General features: G+C 72.3%; 15 protein-coding genes. 10 read left to right on the forward strand and 5 right to left on the reverse strand.

Features of this window, described 5'->3' with window-relative positions; all coding sequences use genetic code 11:
* Positions 1-37 precede the first annotated feature (37 nt).
* The 8 genes from CUT44_RS18780 (at position 38) to CUT44_RS18815 (ending at position 7,882) form a co-directional block, all read left to right on the forward strand.
* On the forward strand, positions 38-1,150 hold the full coding sequence (locus tag CUT44_RS18780; RefSeq protein WP_100203025.1) for a LacI family DNA-binding transcriptional regulator: 1,113 nt from the start codon (positions 38-40) through the stop codon (positions 1,148-1,150).
* Between the two features lie 212 nt (positions 1,151-1,362).
* Positions 1,363-2,487: a metallophosphoesterase gene (locus CUT44_RS18785; RefSeq protein ID WP_408646757.1), complete on the forward strand. Its 1,125-nt coding sequence runs from the start codon at positions 1,363-1,365 to the stop codon at positions 2,485-2,487.
* Between the two features lie 236 nt (positions 2,488-2,723).
* A complete protein-coding gene (locus CUT44_RS18790) occupies positions 2,724-3,653 on the forward strand; it encodes a hypothetical protein (protein ID WP_100203026.1) in 930 nt (309 codons plus the stop codon).
* 137 nt (positions 3,654-3,790) lie between these two features.
* Positions 3,791-4,606 carry a Mut7-C RNAse domain-containing protein gene (locus CUT44_RS18795; RefSeq protein ID WP_199185750.1) on the forward strand — a complete coding sequence of 272 codons (816 nt, stop codon included), beginning with the start codon at positions 3,791-3,793 and terminating at the stop codon, positions 4,604-4,606.
* Positions 4,607-4,760: 154 nt separating this feature from the next.
* Entirely contained in the window at positions 4,761-5,114 is a 354-nt protein-coding gene (locus CUT44_RS18800; RefSeq protein WP_100203027.1) for a PadR family transcriptional regulator, read from the forward strand.
* Between the two features lie 39 nt (positions 5,115-5,153).
* Positions 5,154-5,903, forward strand: coding sequence for a hypothetical protein (locus tag CUT44_RS18805; protein WP_100203028.1), 750 nt, complete (start codon positions 5,154-5,156; stop codon positions 5,901-5,903).
* Between the two features lie 101 nt (positions 5,904-6,004).
* Positions 6,005-6,871 (forward strand): M23 family metallopeptidase, encoded by an 867-nt coding sequence (locus CUT44_RS18810; RefSeq protein ID WP_233221487.1) that lies wholly within the window; start codon positions 6,005-6,007, stop codon positions 6,869-6,871.
* Between the two features lie 126 nt (positions 6,872-6,997).
* Entirely contained in the window at positions 6,998-7,882 is an 885-nt protein-coding gene (locus CUT44_RS18815) for a hypothetical protein (RefSeq protein ID WP_100203030.1), read from the forward strand.
* A gap of 78 nt (positions 7,883-7,960) precedes the next feature.
* On the opposite strand, the gene CUT44_RS18820 is transcribed toward CUT44_RS18815, so the two are convergent.
* Positions 7,961-9,340, reverse strand: coding sequence for a VWA domain-containing protein (locus CUT44_RS18820; RefSeq protein WP_100203031.1), 1,380 nt, complete (start codon positions 9,338-9,340; stop codon positions 7,961-7,963).
* 307 nt (positions 9,341-9,647) lie between these two features.
* Here CUT44_RS18820 and CUT44_RS18825 point away from each other — a divergent pair, with 307 nt between their 5' ends.
* Positions 9,648-10,091, forward strand: coding sequence for a peptidoglycan-binding domain-containing protein (locus tag CUT44_RS18825; RefSeq protein ID WP_100203032.1), 444 nt, complete (start codon positions 9,648-9,650; stop codon positions 10,089-10,091).
* Between the two features lie 168 nt (positions 10,092-10,259).
* Here the strand turns inward: CUT44_RS18825 and CUT44_RS18830 are convergent, their stop codons facing one another.
* The 4 genes from CUT44_RS18830 to CUT44_RS18840 form a co-directional block, all read right to left on the reverse strand.
* On the reverse strand, positions 10,260-10,826 hold the full coding sequence (locus tag CUT44_RS18830; RefSeq protein ID WP_100203033.1) for a dihydrofolate reductase family protein: 567 nt from the start codon (positions 10,824-10,826) through the stop codon (positions 10,260-10,262).
* A gap of 283 nt (positions 10,827-11,109) precedes the next feature.
* Positions 11,110-11,694 carry a hypothetical protein gene (locus CUT44_RS32810; RefSeq protein ID WP_146252258.1) on the reverse strand — a complete coding sequence of 195 codons (585 nt, stop codon included), beginning with the start codon at positions 11,692-11,694 and terminating at the stop codon, positions 11,110-11,112.
* Complete coding sequence (locus CUT44_RS34560) at positions 11,663-16,336, reverse strand: putative T7SS-secreted protein (RefSeq protein ID WP_100203034.1); 4,674 nt, start codon at positions 16,334-16,336, stop codon at positions 11,663-11,665. The genes CUT44_RS32810 and CUT44_RS34560 overlap by 32 nt, the downstream gene beginning before the upstream one ends.
* A complete protein-coding gene (locus CUT44_RS18840; RefSeq protein WP_100203035.1) occupies positions 16,336-16,965 on the reverse strand; it encodes a hypothetical protein in 630 nt (209 codons plus the stop codon). The genes CUT44_RS34560 and CUT44_RS18840 overlap by 1 nt, the downstream gene beginning before the upstream one ends.
* 227 nt (positions 16,966-17,192) lie before the next feature.
* Between CUT44_RS18840 and CUT44_RS18845 the strand changes: the two genes are divergently transcribed.
* Positions 17,193-18,227 (forward strand): serine hydrolase domain-containing protein (locus CUT44_RS18845; protein ID WP_233221409.1); only part of this gene is annotated, 1,035 nt, incomplete at its 3' end.

Below are 18,227 nucleotides of genomic sequence, written 5' to 3' on the forward strand. Positions count from 1 at the left end.
CGCAGACGGTGTGTCACGGCCCTACTATCGGCACGCCATGACAGCAGCAGGGAAGCACCAGGTGAGCCGGGCACACAGCCGTCGACTGGGACGCGCGGGCATCCGTGACGTAGCCGCCGCGGCCGGAGTGTCGATCACGACCGTCTCGGACGCGCTCAACGGCAAGGGACGGCTGCCCGACGCCACCCGGCGCCATGTCCGGGAGGTCGCCGACCGGCTCGGCTACCGGCCCTCCGCCGCGGCCCGCACCCTCCGCACCGGCAAGTCGGGGCTGCTCGGGCTCACGGTCACCACCTACGGCGAGGAGCCCTTCACCTTCACCGAGTTCGCCTACTTCGCCGAGATGGCCCGCGCCGCCTCCTCCGCCGCCCTGGCCCGCGGCTACGCCCTGGTGATCCTGCCCGGCAGCACCCGGCAGAGCCCCTACGACGTCTGGTCGAACGTCGCCCTCGACGGCACCGTCGTCATCGACCCCTCCGACCGGGACCCGGTCGTCACCGAGCTGGTCCGCCAGGGCATCCCCGTCGTCTCCGACGGCCGCCCCTGCGGCGACCTGCCCGTCACCGCCTGGGTCGACAACGACCACGAGGCCGCGGTGACGGGTCTGCTGGACCATCTGGCCGCCGCCGGCGCCCGCCGCATCGGCCTGCTCACCGGCACCAGCACCGACACCTACACCCGGCTGTCCACCACCGCCTATCTGCGCTGGTGCGAACGCCGGGGCCAGGACCCGGTGTACGAGGCGTACCCGGCCCACGACCCCTGCGCGGGCGCCGTCGCCGCCGACCGGCTGCTCGCCCGGCCCGACCGGCCCGACGCCGTGTACGGCCTGTTCGACCCCAACGGCACCGACCTGCTCGCCGCCGCCCGCCGCTACGGGCTGCGCGTCCCCGACGACCTGCTGCTGGTGTGCTGCAGCGAGTCGGCCGTCTACGCCGGCACCGAGCCGCCCATCACCACCCTGTCGCTGAAGCCCGGACGCATCGGCACCACCGTCGTACAGCTGCTGATCGACGCCATCGAGGGGACCGGCGGCGGCCGCCCCGTCCAGCAGATCATGCCCACCGACCTGATCGTCCGCACCTCCTCGCAGCGCCGCCGCCGGCGGGCGACGGTGAGCGCGCCCCGCTCCCCCGAACAGCACGGTTGACCGCAGAACCGGATGATTCCGGGAAAAAGCCCCGTGCCGCCCGCGCCACGTCCGGACGCGGGCCGAATTGCCGCCCCCGGGTGCGTCACAAGGCGCGACCTGCGTTCCTATGATGGGCGCACGACACCAGGACCGGCTTTCGGCTGGGGCAACCCGCGGGAGGCGAAGAGAGGGTCCGGCAGGTGCAGGCGCGCGCGATGGTGGAGGGGTCGATGACTCAGGGGGCCGGTCACGGAGCCGACGTCTGGCACGGCACGGGCGCGACGGGCGGCACCGTGGCCGGCGGTGTGGTGGGTCCGGCGGCCGGTGGCGCGGTCAGTGGTGTGGCCGGTGGCGCGGTCAGTGGTGTGGCCGGTGGCGCGGTCAGTGGTGTGGCCGGCACGCCGGGCACACCGGCCACTCCGGCCACCGGGCCGCACCCGGAGGGGTACACCCCGACCCGGCGCGACCTGCCCGTCATCGGCGCCGGGGCGCCCGTCCCCACCCCCACCCTGGTCGACACGCCCGCCCCCGCGGAGGGGCCGGGACCGCTGTACGTCGTCGGCGACGTCCACGGCTATCTGGACGAGCTGCGCACCGCCCTGCTCAACCAGGGCCTGATCGACACCGAGGACCACTGGACCGCGGGCAACGCCCGGCTGTGGTTCCTGGGCGACTTCACCGACCGCGGCCCGGACGGGGTGGGCGTCATCGACCTGGTGATGCAGCTCTCCGCCGAGGCCGCCGCCGCGGGCGGTTACTGCAAGGCGCTGATGGGCAACCACGAGCTGCTGCTGATCGGCGCCAAGCGGTTCGGCGACACTCCCGTCGGCTCCGGCGCGGGCACCGCCTCCTTCCAGGCCGCCTGGCTGCTCAACGGCGGCCAGCGCTCGGACATGGAGCGCCTCCAGGAGCACCACGTCCAGTGGATGTCCCGGCTGGACGCCATGGCCCTGGCCGACGACCATCTGCTGGTCCACTCCGACACCATGGCCTACCTGGAGTACGGCGACTCCATCGCGGACGTCAACGACACCATCACCGAGGCGCTCACCCACCACGACGCCGACGAGACCTGGGAGTTGTTCCGCAAGTTCACCAAGCGCTTCGCCTTCCGCGACGAGGCCGGGCCCATGGCCGCGCGCGAGCTGCTGGACGCCTACGGCGGGCGGCGCGTCGTCCACGGCCACAGTCCGATCCCGTATCTGCTGGGCGAGGTCGGCTCCGAGGACGGCGGCGAGGGCACACCCCAGGTGAACGGTCCGCACGTGTACGCCGACTCCCTCGCCGTGGCGATGGACGGCGGGGTGACCATGGCCGGAAAGCTACTGGTGGCACAGCTTCCGCTGCCGTTCTGAACGGCGGGCGGCCGACGGGCGGCGGTGGCTGTACGGCGGTCGTGCGCGGTCCGCACGGTGTCCACCGGGTGCGTGCGGTGTCGGCGACCGGAGTGAACGGCGCGCCCCGGTAGTGCGTATTTTCCGGAAACACCCTGTCACGTTCCGCCGGAACCGCCTTACCATGCGGGTCCCTGCCGTAGCGAGCTCTCCTCCGTTTCCGCCCTCACGGCCTTACGGAGCACCGGGGGACGCACATGAACACCGCTCCGCACCTGAGCCCCGAGGACCGTGCCGAGTTCGGCAGAGTCCTCGAGGAGGCTCTGCGCACCACCGCGCACCGGCGCACCGTGCCGGGCACCGGCGCGGAACCGCCGACCACCGAGCAGCTCCGCGCCATGGCGCTCGGCGCCGCCGCGGCGATCGCCGCCTGCGCCGCCGCGGAGTACGGCACCTTCGTCCAGCTCCGCGACGAGCTGCGCCGTCCCGGCCACGCCCCGGACTCCGCCGGTTCCGCCGCCGGGGCCGGCGCCGGGCTGGTGGCGATGCTCTCGGTGCTGGCGCCCGTGCTCGCCGGGACGGCCGCGGTGATCTTCCTCGTCGTCGGCCATGTGCTGCGGATGCTGGACCCCGAGCCCGCCATCGCCGCACCGCTGCGCGACACGGGCTGGGCCTTCGCCGCCCTGACCGCCGCCGCGCTCCTGGCCGCGTGCGTCGGGCTGCTGGTCACCGCGCTGCGCCACGGCTCCGGCGCGATCCGGGCGGACGGCCGGAGACGGGACGGCGGGCAGCGGGACGGGCGACGGCGGGCCCTGGCCGAGGAGGTCGAGCGGGCCCACGCGGCCTGGCGTACGGCACTGCTGGAACGCGGGATGCTGCCGTTCCTGCACAACGCGCTGGAGGGGCACGGAGCGCTGGACGGTCCCGGGAGCGCGCCGGGGACGGCCCGGGTGCCCGGGCACGGGGAGCCGCGCGGGGAGCACGGTGACCGGCGCGACGACCGGCCCGGGGAGCCGCGCGGCGAGAGCCGCCACCCCCGGCTGGGCTACACCCATCCCGGCTTCTCCAGTCCGGCCCCGGACCGGGCCCGGGAGACGGGCACCCGGACCGGCTTCACCAGCCCGGACTTCACCGGCCCCGGCTTCGCGAGCCCCGACTTCGGCGGGCCCGAGCACACCCCGGACTGAGTACCGGGGACGGCCCCCGGGCGGACGCCACCGCGGGGACGGGGACAGATGGGGACAGGCAGGGACGGACAGGGACAGGTGGGGACGGCCGGGAAAAGCGGTGGGGCAGCGGGGGACGGGCTGGCACCCTGGGGAGGGTGACCGAGCATCCCCGGCCCGAGTTGTTCCTGAAGGTCTCCCCCGCACTGCGGATCTTCCTGCCCGCGCGCCGCCGCGCGGACGAACTCCTTCCCGTCCCCCACGACGGCGTCTCCCCCCTCGTCCAGATCGTGCAGTCCTCGGGTGTGCCGCTGACCGAGGTGGGCGCGCTGGTGGTGGAGGACGGTGGTGGTGGTGCCGGTGGTGGTGGTGCCGGTGGTGGTGGTGCCGGGCGGCGGGTGGAGCCGTCGTACCGTCCCGGCGCGGGCGAGACGGTCCGGGTCGAGCCCGTGCCCCGGCCGCAGCCGGTGCCCGGCGGACCGCCGCGCTTCCTGCTGGACGTCCATCTGGGCACGCTGGCCAGGCGGTTGCGGCTGGTGGCGGGCCTGGACACCGCCTACCACAACGACAGGGGCGACGCCGCCCTGGTCGAGCAGGCCAACGCCGAGCGGCGGGTCCTGCTCTCCCAGGACCGCGGGCTGCTGATGCGCCGCCGGCTGTGGCTGGGCGCCTATGTGCGCGGCTCGGACCCGGACGACCAGCTCGCCGACGTACTGGACCGCTTCGCGCCGCCCCTGGCGCCGTGGACGCGGTGCACCGCGTGCAACGGGGCGCTCGCCTCGGTCGGCAAGGCCGAGATCGCGCATCTGCTGCGGCCGGGCACCCGGCGTACGTACGACACCTTCGCCCGCTGCCGCGACTGCGGGCGCGTCTACTGGCGCGGGGCGCACGGGGACCGGCTGGAGTCGCTGGTGGCCGGGGCGGTCGGGGCGTTCGGCCCCGACCGCGCCGACCGGTCCGCCGGGGCGGACTGAGGCCGGGAGCCCGGCCGGTCGGCCGCCGGGCGCGGGGCGCGGGGCGCGGGGCGGGCCGCACACCGGTACGGAACGTGTCGGCTCATCGGCCGTACCGTCGTTCTACTCACCCACCTAGGTTGCAATCCTATCTAGCTCATGGTGTCATCTAGGTATGGCAACAGACCGACGGGCCAGCTGGCTCAAGGGCGTCCTCGACCTGCTGGTGCTCTCCTGCCTGACCGACGGCGAGAGCTACGGCTACGAGATCGCCAGACGTCTGGACGAGGCGGGGCTCGGCACGATCCGGGGCGGCACCCTCTACCCGGTGCTCAACCGGCTGGAGGAGGCCGGGCTGGTGGCGGCCGAGTTCCGCGCCGCCGAGCGCGGCCCCGGCCGCCGCTACTACCGGCTCACCGCCGAGGGCCGCCGGAGCCTGGCCGAGCAGAGCGAGGCGTGGCTGGCGTTCCACCGCACGGTGAGCACCGCGCTGACCGGCGGACCGGCCGCCGCGGCGGCACAGGGCTGAGCGTCCCGCGCACGAGGGCCGCAGACGAGGGGAGAGACCATGGACGCGTACTTCACGGATCTGGCGGAGCGGCTCCGCGCCCGGGGCGTCGCCGAGGAGCGGGTGACCGTCACCCTCACCGAGCTGCACGACCACCTGCTGGACGCCGACAGCACGCCGGAGGCGGAGTTCGGCCCGGTGGCCGAGTTCGCCGAGCAGCTCGCCCGCGGCACCGGCGCGTCCGCCCCCGAGGCCGCCGGACAGCCCGGCTCCCGCGCCCAGGAGTGGCGCTGGACCGCCGACATCTACACCGACCGGGAGCTGCTGAACCGCTACGGCGGCCAGGGCTGGGAGGTCGAGCGCGTGGACCGGCTGGGCCAGTTCGTCTGCCGCCGCGACCCCGGGAACGCCATGCGCTGGGAGTACCGGCGCGAGACCACGCTCCGCGGGGAGCGCGGCAAACTGGCCGCCCGGCTCGCCCCGGACGGCTGGGAGCCATGCGGCCGGTGGGCGTACCTGGCGTACTTCAAGCGCCCGTGTGCCGTCACCGCCGGTCCGGCCGCCGCACTGGCCGCCGCGCCGGAGGTCCCGGGGCGCCGGGTGTTCTTCAGCCGCAAGTACCGCGCCCTGCTGATGGCGGTGCTGGCCCTGCTGGTGGCCGAGGCCGTCTACTTCGGCAACTCGGACATCTCCCTCGGCGACCCCGCCACCCTCGCGGGCATGGTGGTCGGCGCACTGGCGGGAGGCGCCGGGGCCGCGTACGGCCTCCGCCGCCACCTGCGGAAGGAGCGGTCGGCCGGGCAGCCGTGATGGCCGCCGCCGGGGTTACCGCCCGGGCCGGACCGGGCAGAACACGCCCGGAGGGCACGACACGACACGGCACGGCACGACAGGCCCGGGAGGAGCAGCCGTTGACCACGACCCGCCGCCCCGTCCGTCCCTCCCGTCCCGCCCGCGCGGCCGCCCTGGTCGGGCGGCTGCGTCCCGCCCTGTACGCGCTGGTGGTGGCGCTCGTCCTGGCCGACCTCGGCGCCGAGGTGGCCGACCTCGGTGACGGAAGGGGCCTGTCCGGCCGGGTACTGCTCGCGGCTGCCGGGCTCGCGCTGGCCGCCGAGGCGCTGCGCGCGTACCTCACCCGGGCCGTCCACCGGGGGCCCGAGCCCGCCGCGGTGGAGGTCGCACCGCCGGTCACCGGCCGCTGGAGCGCGCTCAACAGCCCGGCCGACAAGGTCCCCAGCCACGGCGTCCGGGCCTACGGCCAGGCGTACGCGATCGACGTCGTGCGGGAGCCGGAGCCGCCCCGGGAGCCCCGCCCGGCGTTCGGCTGGTGGCCGCCCGTCCGCCGCAACCGCGACTTCCCCGCCTTCGGCGAGCCGGTGCTGGCGGTGGCCGACGCCACGGTCGTACGGGTCCGGGACGGCCGCCGCGACCATCTCACCCGCAGCTCCTACCCGGCCCTGCTCCCCTTCTTCGTCGAGGCGTCCTTCCGCGACCTGGCCGGATTCGGTGCCCTCGTCGGCAACCACCTGGTGCTCGACCTCGGCGACGGCACGTACGCCCTCTACGCCCATCTGAAGCGCGGCTCGGTCACGGTGCGGGAGGGCGAACGGGTACGGACGGGCCAGGTGGTGGCCCGGGTCGGCAACACCGGCAACTCCACCGAGCCGCACCTGCACTTCCAGTTGATGGACGCCGCCGACCCCTGCACCGCGCGCGGCGTGCCGTTCGCCTGGCGCGGGGTGGGCGTGCCGCGGAACGAGGAGACGTTCACCGTGTGACCGCGGACGGCGAACCTCCCGGCCGTTCACGCCAATTGGCCGATTCACGCCCCTTACCGGCGGTCTCACCGGAAAAGCGGATCACGGTACGGGAAGTTCCCTCACCCGACACCGGAGGAGAGTGCGATGGCGCGCGTGTCACGCAGGAGCAGGACCGCCGTGGTGACGGCTGCCGGGCTGCTGGCCGGTACGGCCGTACTGACCGGCTGCGGCGACGACGGGAACGGCAGTGCCTCCGAACCCGGCGGCGAGGAGACCCGCGACGGGGACCGGAGCACCACCGAGGTCGTCCGGGCCGCCCACGAGGAGACCCTGGAGGCCGAGACGGCGAAGCTGGAGCTGCGGGTACGCGCCGCCGCCGACGGAGAGCAGCAGACGATCACCGGGAACGGCGTCATCGACCTGGTCGACGGCACGAGCAGGCTGACGATCGGGACGGGCGGCCAGAAGATCGAGCAGCGGGTGGTGGAGCAGGACCTCTACCAGCGGCTCCCCGAGTCCCTGCGCGGGCAGCTCGGCGGGGACAAGCCGTGGATCAAGGTCGATCTGGGCGAGATCGCCCTGGCGGCCGGCGGCACCGGCGAGCTGCAGATCACCGACCCGGCCCAGGCCATGGAGTACGCCGGCGCCCTGACGGACGGCGACGCCGAACGCGTCGGCACCGAGAAGATCGACGGCGTGGAGACCACGAAGTACCGGGTGGAGGTGGACGTCGACGAACTCGCCAGGGGCGACAACCCCCAGGCCCAGCGGCTCCGGGAGCAGCTCGGCGACACCCTGCCGATGCACCTGTGGCTCGACGACGAGGACCGCATCCGCCGCCAGCAGTTCGACATCGACCTGGGGGCGGTGAACTCCACCCAGGACCCGCAGGGCTCGAAGAACCCGCAGAGCACCGCGCTCCGCACCACGCTCGAGTTCAGCGACTTCGGCACCGAGGTCGACGTCTCCCCGCCGCCCGCCGAGGACACCACGGACGTGACCGACAAGATCACCAAGCGCGGCGGGTAGTCCTCCCCGGACGGCTGGACGGCTGGACGGCTGGACGGCTGATGGCGCACAGGACGTCCGGCAGGCGGGCTTCCCCGCTCAGGAGCGGAGGACGCCCGCCTGCCGGGCGGCCCGGATCCACTGCGGGAACTCCGACAGCAGCCGGTCGTACAGCTCCGGGTCCGAGACCTTGTCGATGTCGTCCACGGCGAAGAAACCGACGTTGTCGACCCGGCGGCCCGGCAGCGTGTCGAACCGCTCCAGCACCCCGTAGTTCGCCCTGCCCAGCCCCACGAACTGCCAGAAGACCGGCTCCTCGACCGCCTCCCGCAGCTCCTTCTCGATCTGGTCGTTGCGGTAGACCCCGCCGTCGGAGAAGAACAGCACCAGGGTCGGATCCGGTGCCGGGTGCTCGCGGACGTACGCGCGGACCTCGGCGATGACCTTCTGCTCCTCGTTCTGGATGCCGATCGTCCGCATGTCGATCTGCTCGGGCGCCAGCCCGCGCTTGCGCTTCTTCGGCCGCCCGAAGAGGCTCAGCTCCCCCACCCGTACGTGCAGCCCGATCCACTCGGGCAGCTCGCCCAGCCGCAGGTCCGGCAGCCGGGCCGGGGACGAGGCGAACGTCCACGCCTGCATCTCGCCGTCGTCGTCGAGCTGCGCGGCCACCGCCGCCATGCGCTCGACGACCCCGGCGACGACGCCCTTGCTGTAGAGGAACGACATCGAGCCGGAGGCGTCCAGGACGAGGATCACCCGCGCCCGCGCCCCCTCCGCGCCGTGCTTGCGGAGGCTGACGGCGACCTGCTCCTTGCGGAGGGAGAGGCGCTTGCGCATGTCGACGGGGAGGTGCTCCTCGCCCTTGGTCAGCCGCGGGGCAGCCGCGGCGGGAGGAGCGGCGGGGGGCGGCGGCGCCTGCGGCTGGGGCCGTGCGGGCTGCGGCTGCGGCTCGTCCACACTGATGCCGTAGTCGGTGGCCAGCCCGGCCAGCCCCGATGCGTACCCCTGCCCGACCGCCCGGAACTTCCACTGCCCGCCGCGCAGGTACAGCTCGCCGCCGACGAACGCCGTCTCGGCCGTCGCCGCCATCTCGAACCACACCAGTTCGGCGCCGGTAGCCGCGTCCTGCAACGTCAGCCGCAGCCCGGTGAGCTGCCCGAACGTCCCGCCGTCGGCCGAGGCGCACAGCAGCACCCGTTCGACGCCCGCCTCCAGCCGGGCCGTGTCCACCTCCACGGTGTCCAGGACCGCGCCGCCCTCGCGCCGCTTGCCGAGGTGGCGCACGGCGCCGGAGGCGTGGCGGGGCTGGTTGTAGAAGACGAAGTCGGTGTCGTCCCGCACCCGCCCGGCGGCGGTCAGCAGCAGCGCCGACGCGTCGGCGTCCGGCACACCGGGCGCGTCCGCCCAGCTCAGTACGGCCCGGACGGCGGGTACGGACAGCGGCACGTTGGCGCCCTTGCGCAGGGATGCGGTACTCACCCGGCCAGTCTGCCCCGGCCCCGGCCCGCACGGACCCGGTGGGGGCAGTAATCCGCACGGAACGTCGGGCACGGGACGCGTTCTTCCCTGCGGGAGTCAGGACCCCGATCCTCCGGTTCCCGCGCCGCCCCGAGAGATCCCCGTCCCGCCCCGCCGACCCGTTGGGCGGCATAACAGCAGGTCAGCGTGTGGGACGTCCCACGTGTACGTCAACTTCCCCAGGGGTGCGGCGGCCACCGGTCACTGTCCCGCAGCCTTGTCGGCAAGCCGGCCGGTGCGGTCGGCTCCACCCGTTCGAAGGAAGTACATGCGAGCCACGAAGAGAACGTTCGTCAGCGCCGTAGCCGTCGCCGGGATCGCCGCGACGACCCTGACCACCGCGGGCACCAGCTTCGCCGCGTCCGCCCCGGACACCAGGCCGGCGGCGGTCACCGCCGAGGCCGCCGCCCCGCTCGCGGTGGTCAACCTCGGGCTGACCATCACGCAGGCCAAGAACCTCCAGGCGTACCTGCGGGACTTCTACGGCTACACCGGCGCGATCGACGGACAGCTGGGCACCAACAGCTGGAAGGCGATGCAGCGCAGCCTCAGGAACTTCGGCTACACCGGGGCGATCGACGGGGTCGTCGGCGGCGGAACGGTGAAGGCGCTCCAGCGCCTGCTGCGGAGCTACGGCTACGACGGTCCCCTCGACGGAATCATCGGACCGGAGACCAAGGCCGCGTTCAGGGGATACGCGATCTCCCGCTGAGCCTGCCGCGTAACTGATCACGGGTGATCGCGGGTACCGGAGGACCGGCCCCACCACCGCCTCCGGTACCCGCGCCCGCGGCCCGGCGTCGAGGAGACGAAACACGGGCGAGCGGTGCATCCAGGCCACTGACCGGCCCGTTCTTCCCGGGACCGGCGGGCGGACCGGCTAGCGCGCCACGCGGTGGCGGAGGTAGACGACTTTCGAGTTGAAGGTGCGGGTCTCGACGAGTTCGAGGTCCACCCGGCGCTCGCGCCGGGGAAAGAACGGGATGCCACCGCCGACCAGCACCGGGTGGACAATGGCCCGGTACTCGTCGATCAGGTCCAGCTCGGCCGCCTCGGCGGCGAGGGTCGCGCCGCCGATCGCGATCTCGCCGCCCTCCCCCGGCTCGGCCCGCAGCCGCCCGATTTCCTCCGCCAAGCCGCCGGAGGCCAGGCGGGCCTGGCCCCGCACCGCCGACAGCGTGGTGGAGAACACCACCTTCGGGAGCGGCTTCCAGAGCGCGGCCCATTCCAGCTCGGCGTCGTCGAGGGACTGGTCCTGCTCGGCGGTCTCCCAGTACAGCATCGTCTCGTACAGCCGCCGCCCCAGCAGATGGACGCCGACCCCCCGGATCTCGTCGATCCAGAAGCGGAAGACCTCCTCGTCGGGCTCCGACCAGTCGAACCCGCCGTCCGGCCCGGCGATGTAGCCATCGAGCGAGACGTTCATCGAATAGGTCACGCTGCGCATCAGAGGTCCTCCTCGGTGACGGGTCCGACAGTACGACCGCCAAACGCCGCAGAACTCATCGCGACTCGCGGGATTCCCCCCGGGCGGGGCCACCTCACGGGATCACTCCATTGCGGGGGCGAGGGTCGGCATGATGGCAGAACATGTCCGCTCCATTCCAACCCTCGCTGCGAAGTCGAATACTTCGTGGCCTGCCGCTCGAAGCTCCCCCCTTGCCATACAGCACCGATCACATTGCCGCCGGGGTAAACAACCATGTCCATACGGCGTCCGACACCCACCTTCAAGGAAGAAGAGGCACAAGATCCAGCCACATCCTGACACCTTCACACGCCTCATCTTTTTCTTGAATAAGGCGCCCCACATCCTTCACGGCACCTAGAAGATTTTTAATCCGTCGCAGAGTCAGCATTTCTTCACGACTTAGACTACGCCACCGCGAAGCCCTCTCTTTTGCCTCCTCAAACGGATACGGGATGGAATCAAGAACTAGGCCACACAGCTCCTCCAGACTCCAAGTCGGCCCCAAATCCCTTCCATCCAGATTCCGAATTACGTAAGATCTGATTCGAGCTTCATCGACAGAAGAAGCAAGGAGGTCGGAAGCCCCACATACTTCTTTCCGCCGGATGCAAAAAATCGCCACCTCGGCCCACAGGACTCTTTCCTCCTGCGGCAGTGAACTTTGCATCCTGCCGACGCCCATGTCTCGCAACTCCTCCAACGCGGAGCCGGACAGGCCCTCTACCGGAAGAGACAGAACGATACTCTTAACATCCCTTGCGGAGACACCCCTCGGATGCTTTCCGAAAAGGTTGATCAGCTCATTTGACTCTTCACTCGAGGAATGAAATTCCGGCCCGCTCAAACGCTTCCCTCCCCACCTGCAAGCTTTCCATGGAAGGCTTGTAATGACCACTCATATTGTTGATTTCCATCCCGAAGTAGCTTCCATCGGAGCCGGCTATCTCCGCCTCGCCAGCAGCCAGCACTGGGCGACCTCCCGTGAGCACAGGATGCTTCAGCTCAACACCATTCGCATATTTCGGAATAACGAATAGCCTCCCTTGTTCATCAACGGCCCATTTGATGGTTCCCGAGTTCACCGCGGCATCGAACCCTTCATCACCGACCCTCAACGGTCTGACTCCGAGTCTCTCCGCGTCAGCCAACTCCTGCGCCAATTCTTCCGGCATCTGGTTGGGGTACGGAGCCAGTCCGAGGGGGTCGGTCCGGGTGTGGGGGTTGTGGGGGTAGGTGGTGGGGTTGGGGGCGGGGGCGAGGCCGAGGGGGTCGGGGGTGAGGTAGCGGGCGGTGGTGGGGTCGTAGTAGCGGAAGTAGTTGTAGTGGAGGCCGGTTTCGGGGTCGTGGTACTGGCCGGGGAAGCGCAGGGGTGTGTAGGTGGTGGCGTCGCGGTTCCAGGTGGTGGTGCCCCACAGGGTGGTGCGGGTGTGCCAGGCGAGGTGGCCGGTGTCGTCGATGAGTTCGGTGGGGGTGCCGACGAGGTCGGTGACGATGGCGAAGAAGCGGGCGTCGATCTCGGTCTGGGTGGCTTCGTCCACCAGGCGTTCGGTCTGGGTGATGGGGTGCAGGCCGTGGTGGTCCCAGGTGAGGGTGACCGGGTGGGGGAGGTCGGGTGTGGTGGTGGTCTGTTCGATGAGGACCGGGCCGTCCCAGGTGAAGTCGATCTGTTCGGCGACCTCGCCGGTGTGGGTGAGGCGTTGTTTGGCGGTGCGGCGGCCCAGTGGGTCGTACAGGTAGCGCCAGCGGGTGCCGTCGGGGGTGGTGACGGTGGTGAGGCGGTCTTCGGTGTCCCAGGTGTAGCGCCAGGTGTCGGGCTTGCGGGAGAGGCGGGTGCGTTGGCGCAGGGTGAGGCGGCCGGCGTCGTCGTGTTCGTAGCGGGTGCGGCCGGCCTGGGTGAGGCGGGTGCCGGTGTAGGTGCGCTGGCCGGTGGCGTCCGCGGCGGCGTGGGTGGTGGGCCAGGCGGCGGAGGTCTGGTTGCCGGCGGTGTCGTAGGCGTAGGTCTCGGTCCAGCCCTGGGCGTGGACGGCGGTGACGCGGCCGGCCGGGTCGAGGTCGAAGGTGCGGTGGCCGGTCAGGAGGTCGTCGACGGCGGTGAGGTAGCCGTCGGCGCGGTAGTGGTAGCTGCGGTGCTGGACCGTGGTCTCTGGGCTGGTGAGGGTCTGGTCGGTGAGGCGGCCGGCGGGGTCCCACAGCTGGGTGAGGGTGACGTCGCCGATGCGGCGGGTGGTTTCGCGGCCGGCCGGGTCGTGGGTGAAGTCCAGGGTGCGGCCACCGGTGGTGAGGGTGGTGCGGTTGCCGGCCGCGTCGTAGGTGTAGGTGGTGACCTGGCCGGTGGGGGTGGTGCGGCGGGTGCGGCGGCCCAGCGCGTCGTAGGAGAACGTCAGGACCCGGCCGCCTGCCATCTCGGTCTTGACGCGGCCCAGCTTGTCGCGCTGGTAGGTCAGGTCGGTGTCGGGGCCGGTGATGCGCAGTGGGCGGCCCGCAAGGTCGCGCTCGTAGGTGGTGACGGCGCCCGCGGCGTCCTTGCGGGCCAGCAGACCCAGCTCGTCGTAGGCGAAGGTGATCGTCTCGCCGAGGGGGGTGGTGCGGGCGGTCAGCTGTCCGGCGCCGTCGTGGGTATAGGTGACGGTGCGGTCGTCGAAGTCGGTCTCGGCGGTCAGGCGCCCGGCCGGGTCGTAGACATACCGCCAGGTCAGGCCCTGGGGGTTGGTGACACCGGTCAGGCGCAGGGCGGCGTCGTGCTCGAACTCATACCGCGTTCCGTCCGGGTCGGTGCGGGCGGCGAGCAGGTCGAAGTGGGTGTACTCGAAGACGGTGGTGTTGCCGGCCGGGTCGGTGTGGCGGACGCAGTTGCCCTCCCCGTCGTACTCCCACGACTCATCCGCCCCGTCCGGGCCGGTGCGGTGGGTGAGTTTGCCCTCGGTGCTCCAGGCCAGGCGGGTGACCGCACCAAGGGGGTCGGTGAGGGCGGTGGGGCGGCCGAAGGCGTCACGGGTGTAGCGGGTGACCGCCCCGAGGGGATCGGTGATCTCCACGGGCAGGCCCGCCGCGTCGCAGCGCACGGACGTGGTCTCGCCCAGCGCGTTGGTCACCGCCGTCAGATGACCATGGGTGTCGTAGGCGTAGTGGGTCGTCGCGCCCGCCGGGTCGGTGGTGGCGGTGCGGTTGCCGCGTTCGTCATAGGTGTGACGCCATGCCGCGCCGTCCGGCTCGCGGACCTCGGTCGGCAGGCCCAGCTCGTTGCGGGTGATGACCACCTCCCGGCCGTCCGGGCGGGTGAGGCGGACGAGGTGGCCGGATTCGTCGTACTCGAAGCGGGTGGTGCGGTCCAGAGGATCGGTGTGGGTGAGCGGGCGGTCGCGGTCGTCGTAGGCGAAGCGAGTGGTGGCTCCGGTGGGGTCGGTCGTGGCGACGGTCCGGCGGGCGTCGTCGATCAGGTGGCGGGTGGCGTGGCCCTCGGCGGTGGTGACGGTGGTGATGTGGTGGCCCGTGGCCGGGTCGATGTCGTCGTAGGTGAGGATGACCTGGAAGTGGCCGCCCTCGCCGCCCTCGGCGACGACCCGGTGCCGCTCGTCGTAGACGTAGTCGTAGCGGCGGTCGTTGGAGTCGATCCAGGCCGTCACCCGGCGGTGCTCGTCGTACTCGAAGCGCAGGGGGCGCCCTGAGGAGTTGATCACCTCGGTGAGGTCGCCGGTGTCGCTGTAGCCGTAGCGCATCACCGGCTGTGCCGTGCCGTCCGGAGCTGCCAGGGACAGGGCGGTGACGTGCCCGTCCTCGACGGTCAGGTGCAGGACGTAGCCGCCGCTGTGCTCGATGCGGACCGGGGCGCCGGTGGCCTCGTCGTAGGCGAAGGTGATCCAGTTGCCGTTGCGGTCGGTGAGCTGCTCCAGCAGCGCCACGCCGTCGCCGCCGGGCTCCGCTCCCGCCGGGGGAGCGAAGTGCCGTACGCAGCCGGTCTCCGGGTCGGTGAGGGTGTAGCCGCCGTCGGGGGTGCGCTCCAGCGGCCACCGCGGTCCCGCCTCGGGCAGGGTGGACACCCCCGGCGCCGGGTGCGGGTAGGCCAGGATCAGACCGTCCTCGCCGATGAGGACGACGCCCTCGGCGTCGACCTCCAGCCGCTGGTCGACGGTGGAGGACCAGGACGGCCCGAACCACCGTCCGGCCCGGTAGCCGGACTCCACACGACGCCGGAACACCAGCGGCAGCGCGCCCGGCAGGGAGACGTCCGTCTGCGGCAGGTACATCCGGCCCGTCGCCAGGTCGACCGGGTCCACTCCCTGCGAGTTCTTCCGGCTGTCGGGCGTCTTGCTGTCGTGGGGCCCGTTGTCGCGCAGTGTCGTGCGGCCGGGGTTGTCGGCCAGGTCCCGAGCGGCGCCCAGGCCCTTGCGGGCGGCGCCCGCGCCCCGGGTGGCGAGGAGTTCGGGAACGAGCCTGCCGCTGCCCTCGGCCGGGTCCCGCATGAACTGCTCGTACATCTGCCTGCCCGCCCCGAGCGGGTCGTTGGCCGTCTGGACCAGTCCGGCGGCGGTGTTGTTGAGGTTGGTGAGGTAGTCGCCGGGGTGGGTGAGGTTGTGCGGGTCGAAGGGGTTGAGGCCGCGGGCGAAGGAGACGACTCCCGCCGAGCCTCTGATCATCCCCATGTTGAAGTGGTTGATCCGGAGCTGGCCCTCCATCAGCCCGTCCTTGAGCTGCTCCCCATAGGACGGTCTGGCCGGGGCGTCCTGCCGGGCCCGCGCCACGGCGGCGAGTGCCTCCTCGGCCGCCGCGTCGCGCTGACGGCGGGCCTCGGCCAGCTTCTCCCGGGCGGCCCGGCGGCCGGACTCGCCGGGGTCGGAGAAGTCACCGGGCCGCTCCGGCTCCGGGCCGGGATCCCGGCCGCTCAGCGCGGCCGCACCGTGCTTCCGTACCGCCTCGTCGTACCTGTCCACCGCCGTCTCGTGGGCGGTCCGCGCCTGCCTGGTGGCCTTCTCGGCGGCCCGCCAGGCGTCGACGGCCTCCTGCGCCTGGTCCTGCGCCCACTTGACGGTGTCGGCGAAGCGGTCCATCGTCTCGGCGGCCGCCCGGCAGGCCTGCGCCGCCCGGAACCACTTCGGCGGCTGGAGTCCGGCCTTCGTCCGGAAGGCGTCGGCCGCCTCGCCCTTCCAGGCCCCGGAGTCCAGGCCCCGCAGGCCCTGTCCGACGTTGTCGAACGCCCTGGTGAAGTCACGCAGGTGGGAGACGGTGGCGCGGATCTTCCCGACGCTGCCGTGGACGAGTTTCCGCGGGTCGTCGGTCTGCCCCAGTTCCAGCTCGTCGACGTCCGCGCCCATCCGGTTGGCCAGCGAGCCGCTGCCCTCACGGACCAGGTTGACACCCCGCTCCCAGCCGAGTTCGTCCAGCCCGTCCGCCGCCTTGTCGCCGGCCCAGTCGATGCCCTCGCCGAGCTTCTCCGCGCCCTTCTCGCCCAGTTCCTCGAGGTCGTCGGGCACCAGGTCGCCCCACCCCATCAGCGCCCACCCCCGGCGCCGTCCTCCGGGGAGGGGCCGAACGCCTCGTCCAGCATCCGGTCGCGCGTCCGCTCGTCGGCCCCCGCCTCGTCCAGCGCCCAGTCGGTCAGCCGGCCGCCCGTTCCCTCGGTGGCGGCTCCGCGTGCGGTGTCCCGCCAGGTCTGCCCGGCCTCGTCCGCGGCCCGCCGGAGCGCGTCGGGGCCCATCTCGGGGGCGTCGGGGGTGACCAGTTCCCGCCAGCTCTGCCGGGTCACCTCCTCCTCGGAGAGGTGCGGGTTGCCCAGCAGTGCGTTCGCGCCGACCTTGAAGGTGCCCCCGAGGTACTGCTCCTCCTCCCAGAGGAGCCCCGCCGCCAGCCCCATCCGGGCCGCCAGGTCACTGGCGTCCTGGACCAGCGCCCGTACGCCCCACTCCCAGTCCTCGCAGAATGTCTCGAACTCGCGGGCGAGCCGGCCGTGTCCGGTCTCCATGCCGGTCATCGACAGGTTCTCGAAACCGGCGCCGAGCAGCGCGCCGGTGGCCGGGCCGATGTCCTTCAGCTCACCGATCGCGTCCCGCAGGCCCCGGGTGATCCGGTCCAGGTGGTCCCCGTCGATGTCCAGGTCCGCGTCGCCGCCGTCACCGCTCACCGGGTCCCCCTCCGTCCCCGCCCGTCCGCTGCCGGGCCTCCTGACCGGGTGTCACCGCGGAACGGTAGGTGAGTGTTCCGGCGTCCGTGGCGGGTTTCGCGCCGGGTGCGTCGCGATCCGGACACCCCGGCGGGCGGCGGGCGGGCGGGGAAGTAGCGCAGCCTGTACCCCCGTTTCACCGCTCAGCCGGTTATCCCGCGCCGCCGCCGGTCCATAGCGTTTCGGGTATGACGACGAGGCAGCGGAAGACGCGGAAGAACACCAGGTGGAGCCGGGCGACGAGCGTGCGGGCGGGGCTCGCGCTGGCGGGCGTCGGCGCGATCGGCGCCACGACGCTCACGGGTCTGAGCACCGACGCCATGGCGACCGGGGAGCGTACGGCGAAGGCGGGTGCCGCCGCGCACCACGGTGAGCGGGCCCAGCTCCGGAAGGACGCGCGGGCCGTGCTGGAGACCGGGGTCACCGGCCTGACCGTCCGGGTCCAGGACGAGCGGCGCCGCTCCACCACCGTCCGGGCCGGAGTCGCCGACCTGCGCGGCAACCGGCCGGTGCCGTATGACGCGCACTACCGCATCGGCAGCGACACCAAGACGTTCACCGCCGTCCTCGTCCTCCAGCTCGTCGCCGAGGGGAAGCTGGACCTCGACGACACCGTCGAGCAGTGGCTGCCCGGCCTGGTGCAGGGCAACGGCAACGACGGCAGCCGTATCACCGTCCGCAACCTCCTCCAGCAGACCAGCGGACTGGCCAACTACACCAACCTCCAGTTCCAGAGCCTGGAGACCATGAAGCAGGACTTCCTCGCGAACCGCTACACCTCGCTCGCTCCCGAGGAGCGCGTGAAGCTCGCCATGACCGTCGCGCCCGAGTGGCTGCCGGACGCCGCCGATCCCGGGTCGGAGACCCGGTGGAGCTACTCCAACACCAACTACGTCCTGGCCGGGATGATCATCGAGAAGATCACCGGCAACTCCTGGGAGCGGGAGGTGCGCGACCGCATCGTCAAGCCGCTGCGGCTCAAGGACACCTTCGCCCCCGGCACCTCCGCCCGTATCCCGCGACCGACCGCCACCGCCTACACGAAGTTCCCCGGCGAGAAGAGGCTCACCGAGACCACCGAGCAGGCGAACGCCTGGTCCGACGGCGCCGTCATCAGTACCACCGCCGACATGAACACCTTCCTGCGCGCCCTGCTGGGCGGCCGGCTCCTCCCGGCCGGGCAGCTCGCCGAGATGAAGCGGACCGTGCCCGCCGAGGGCTTC

This window comes from Streptomyces carminius (assembly GCF_002794255.1).
Lineage (GTDB): Bacteria > Actinomycetota > Actinomycetes > Streptomycetales > Streptomycetaceae > Streptomyces > Streptomyces carminius.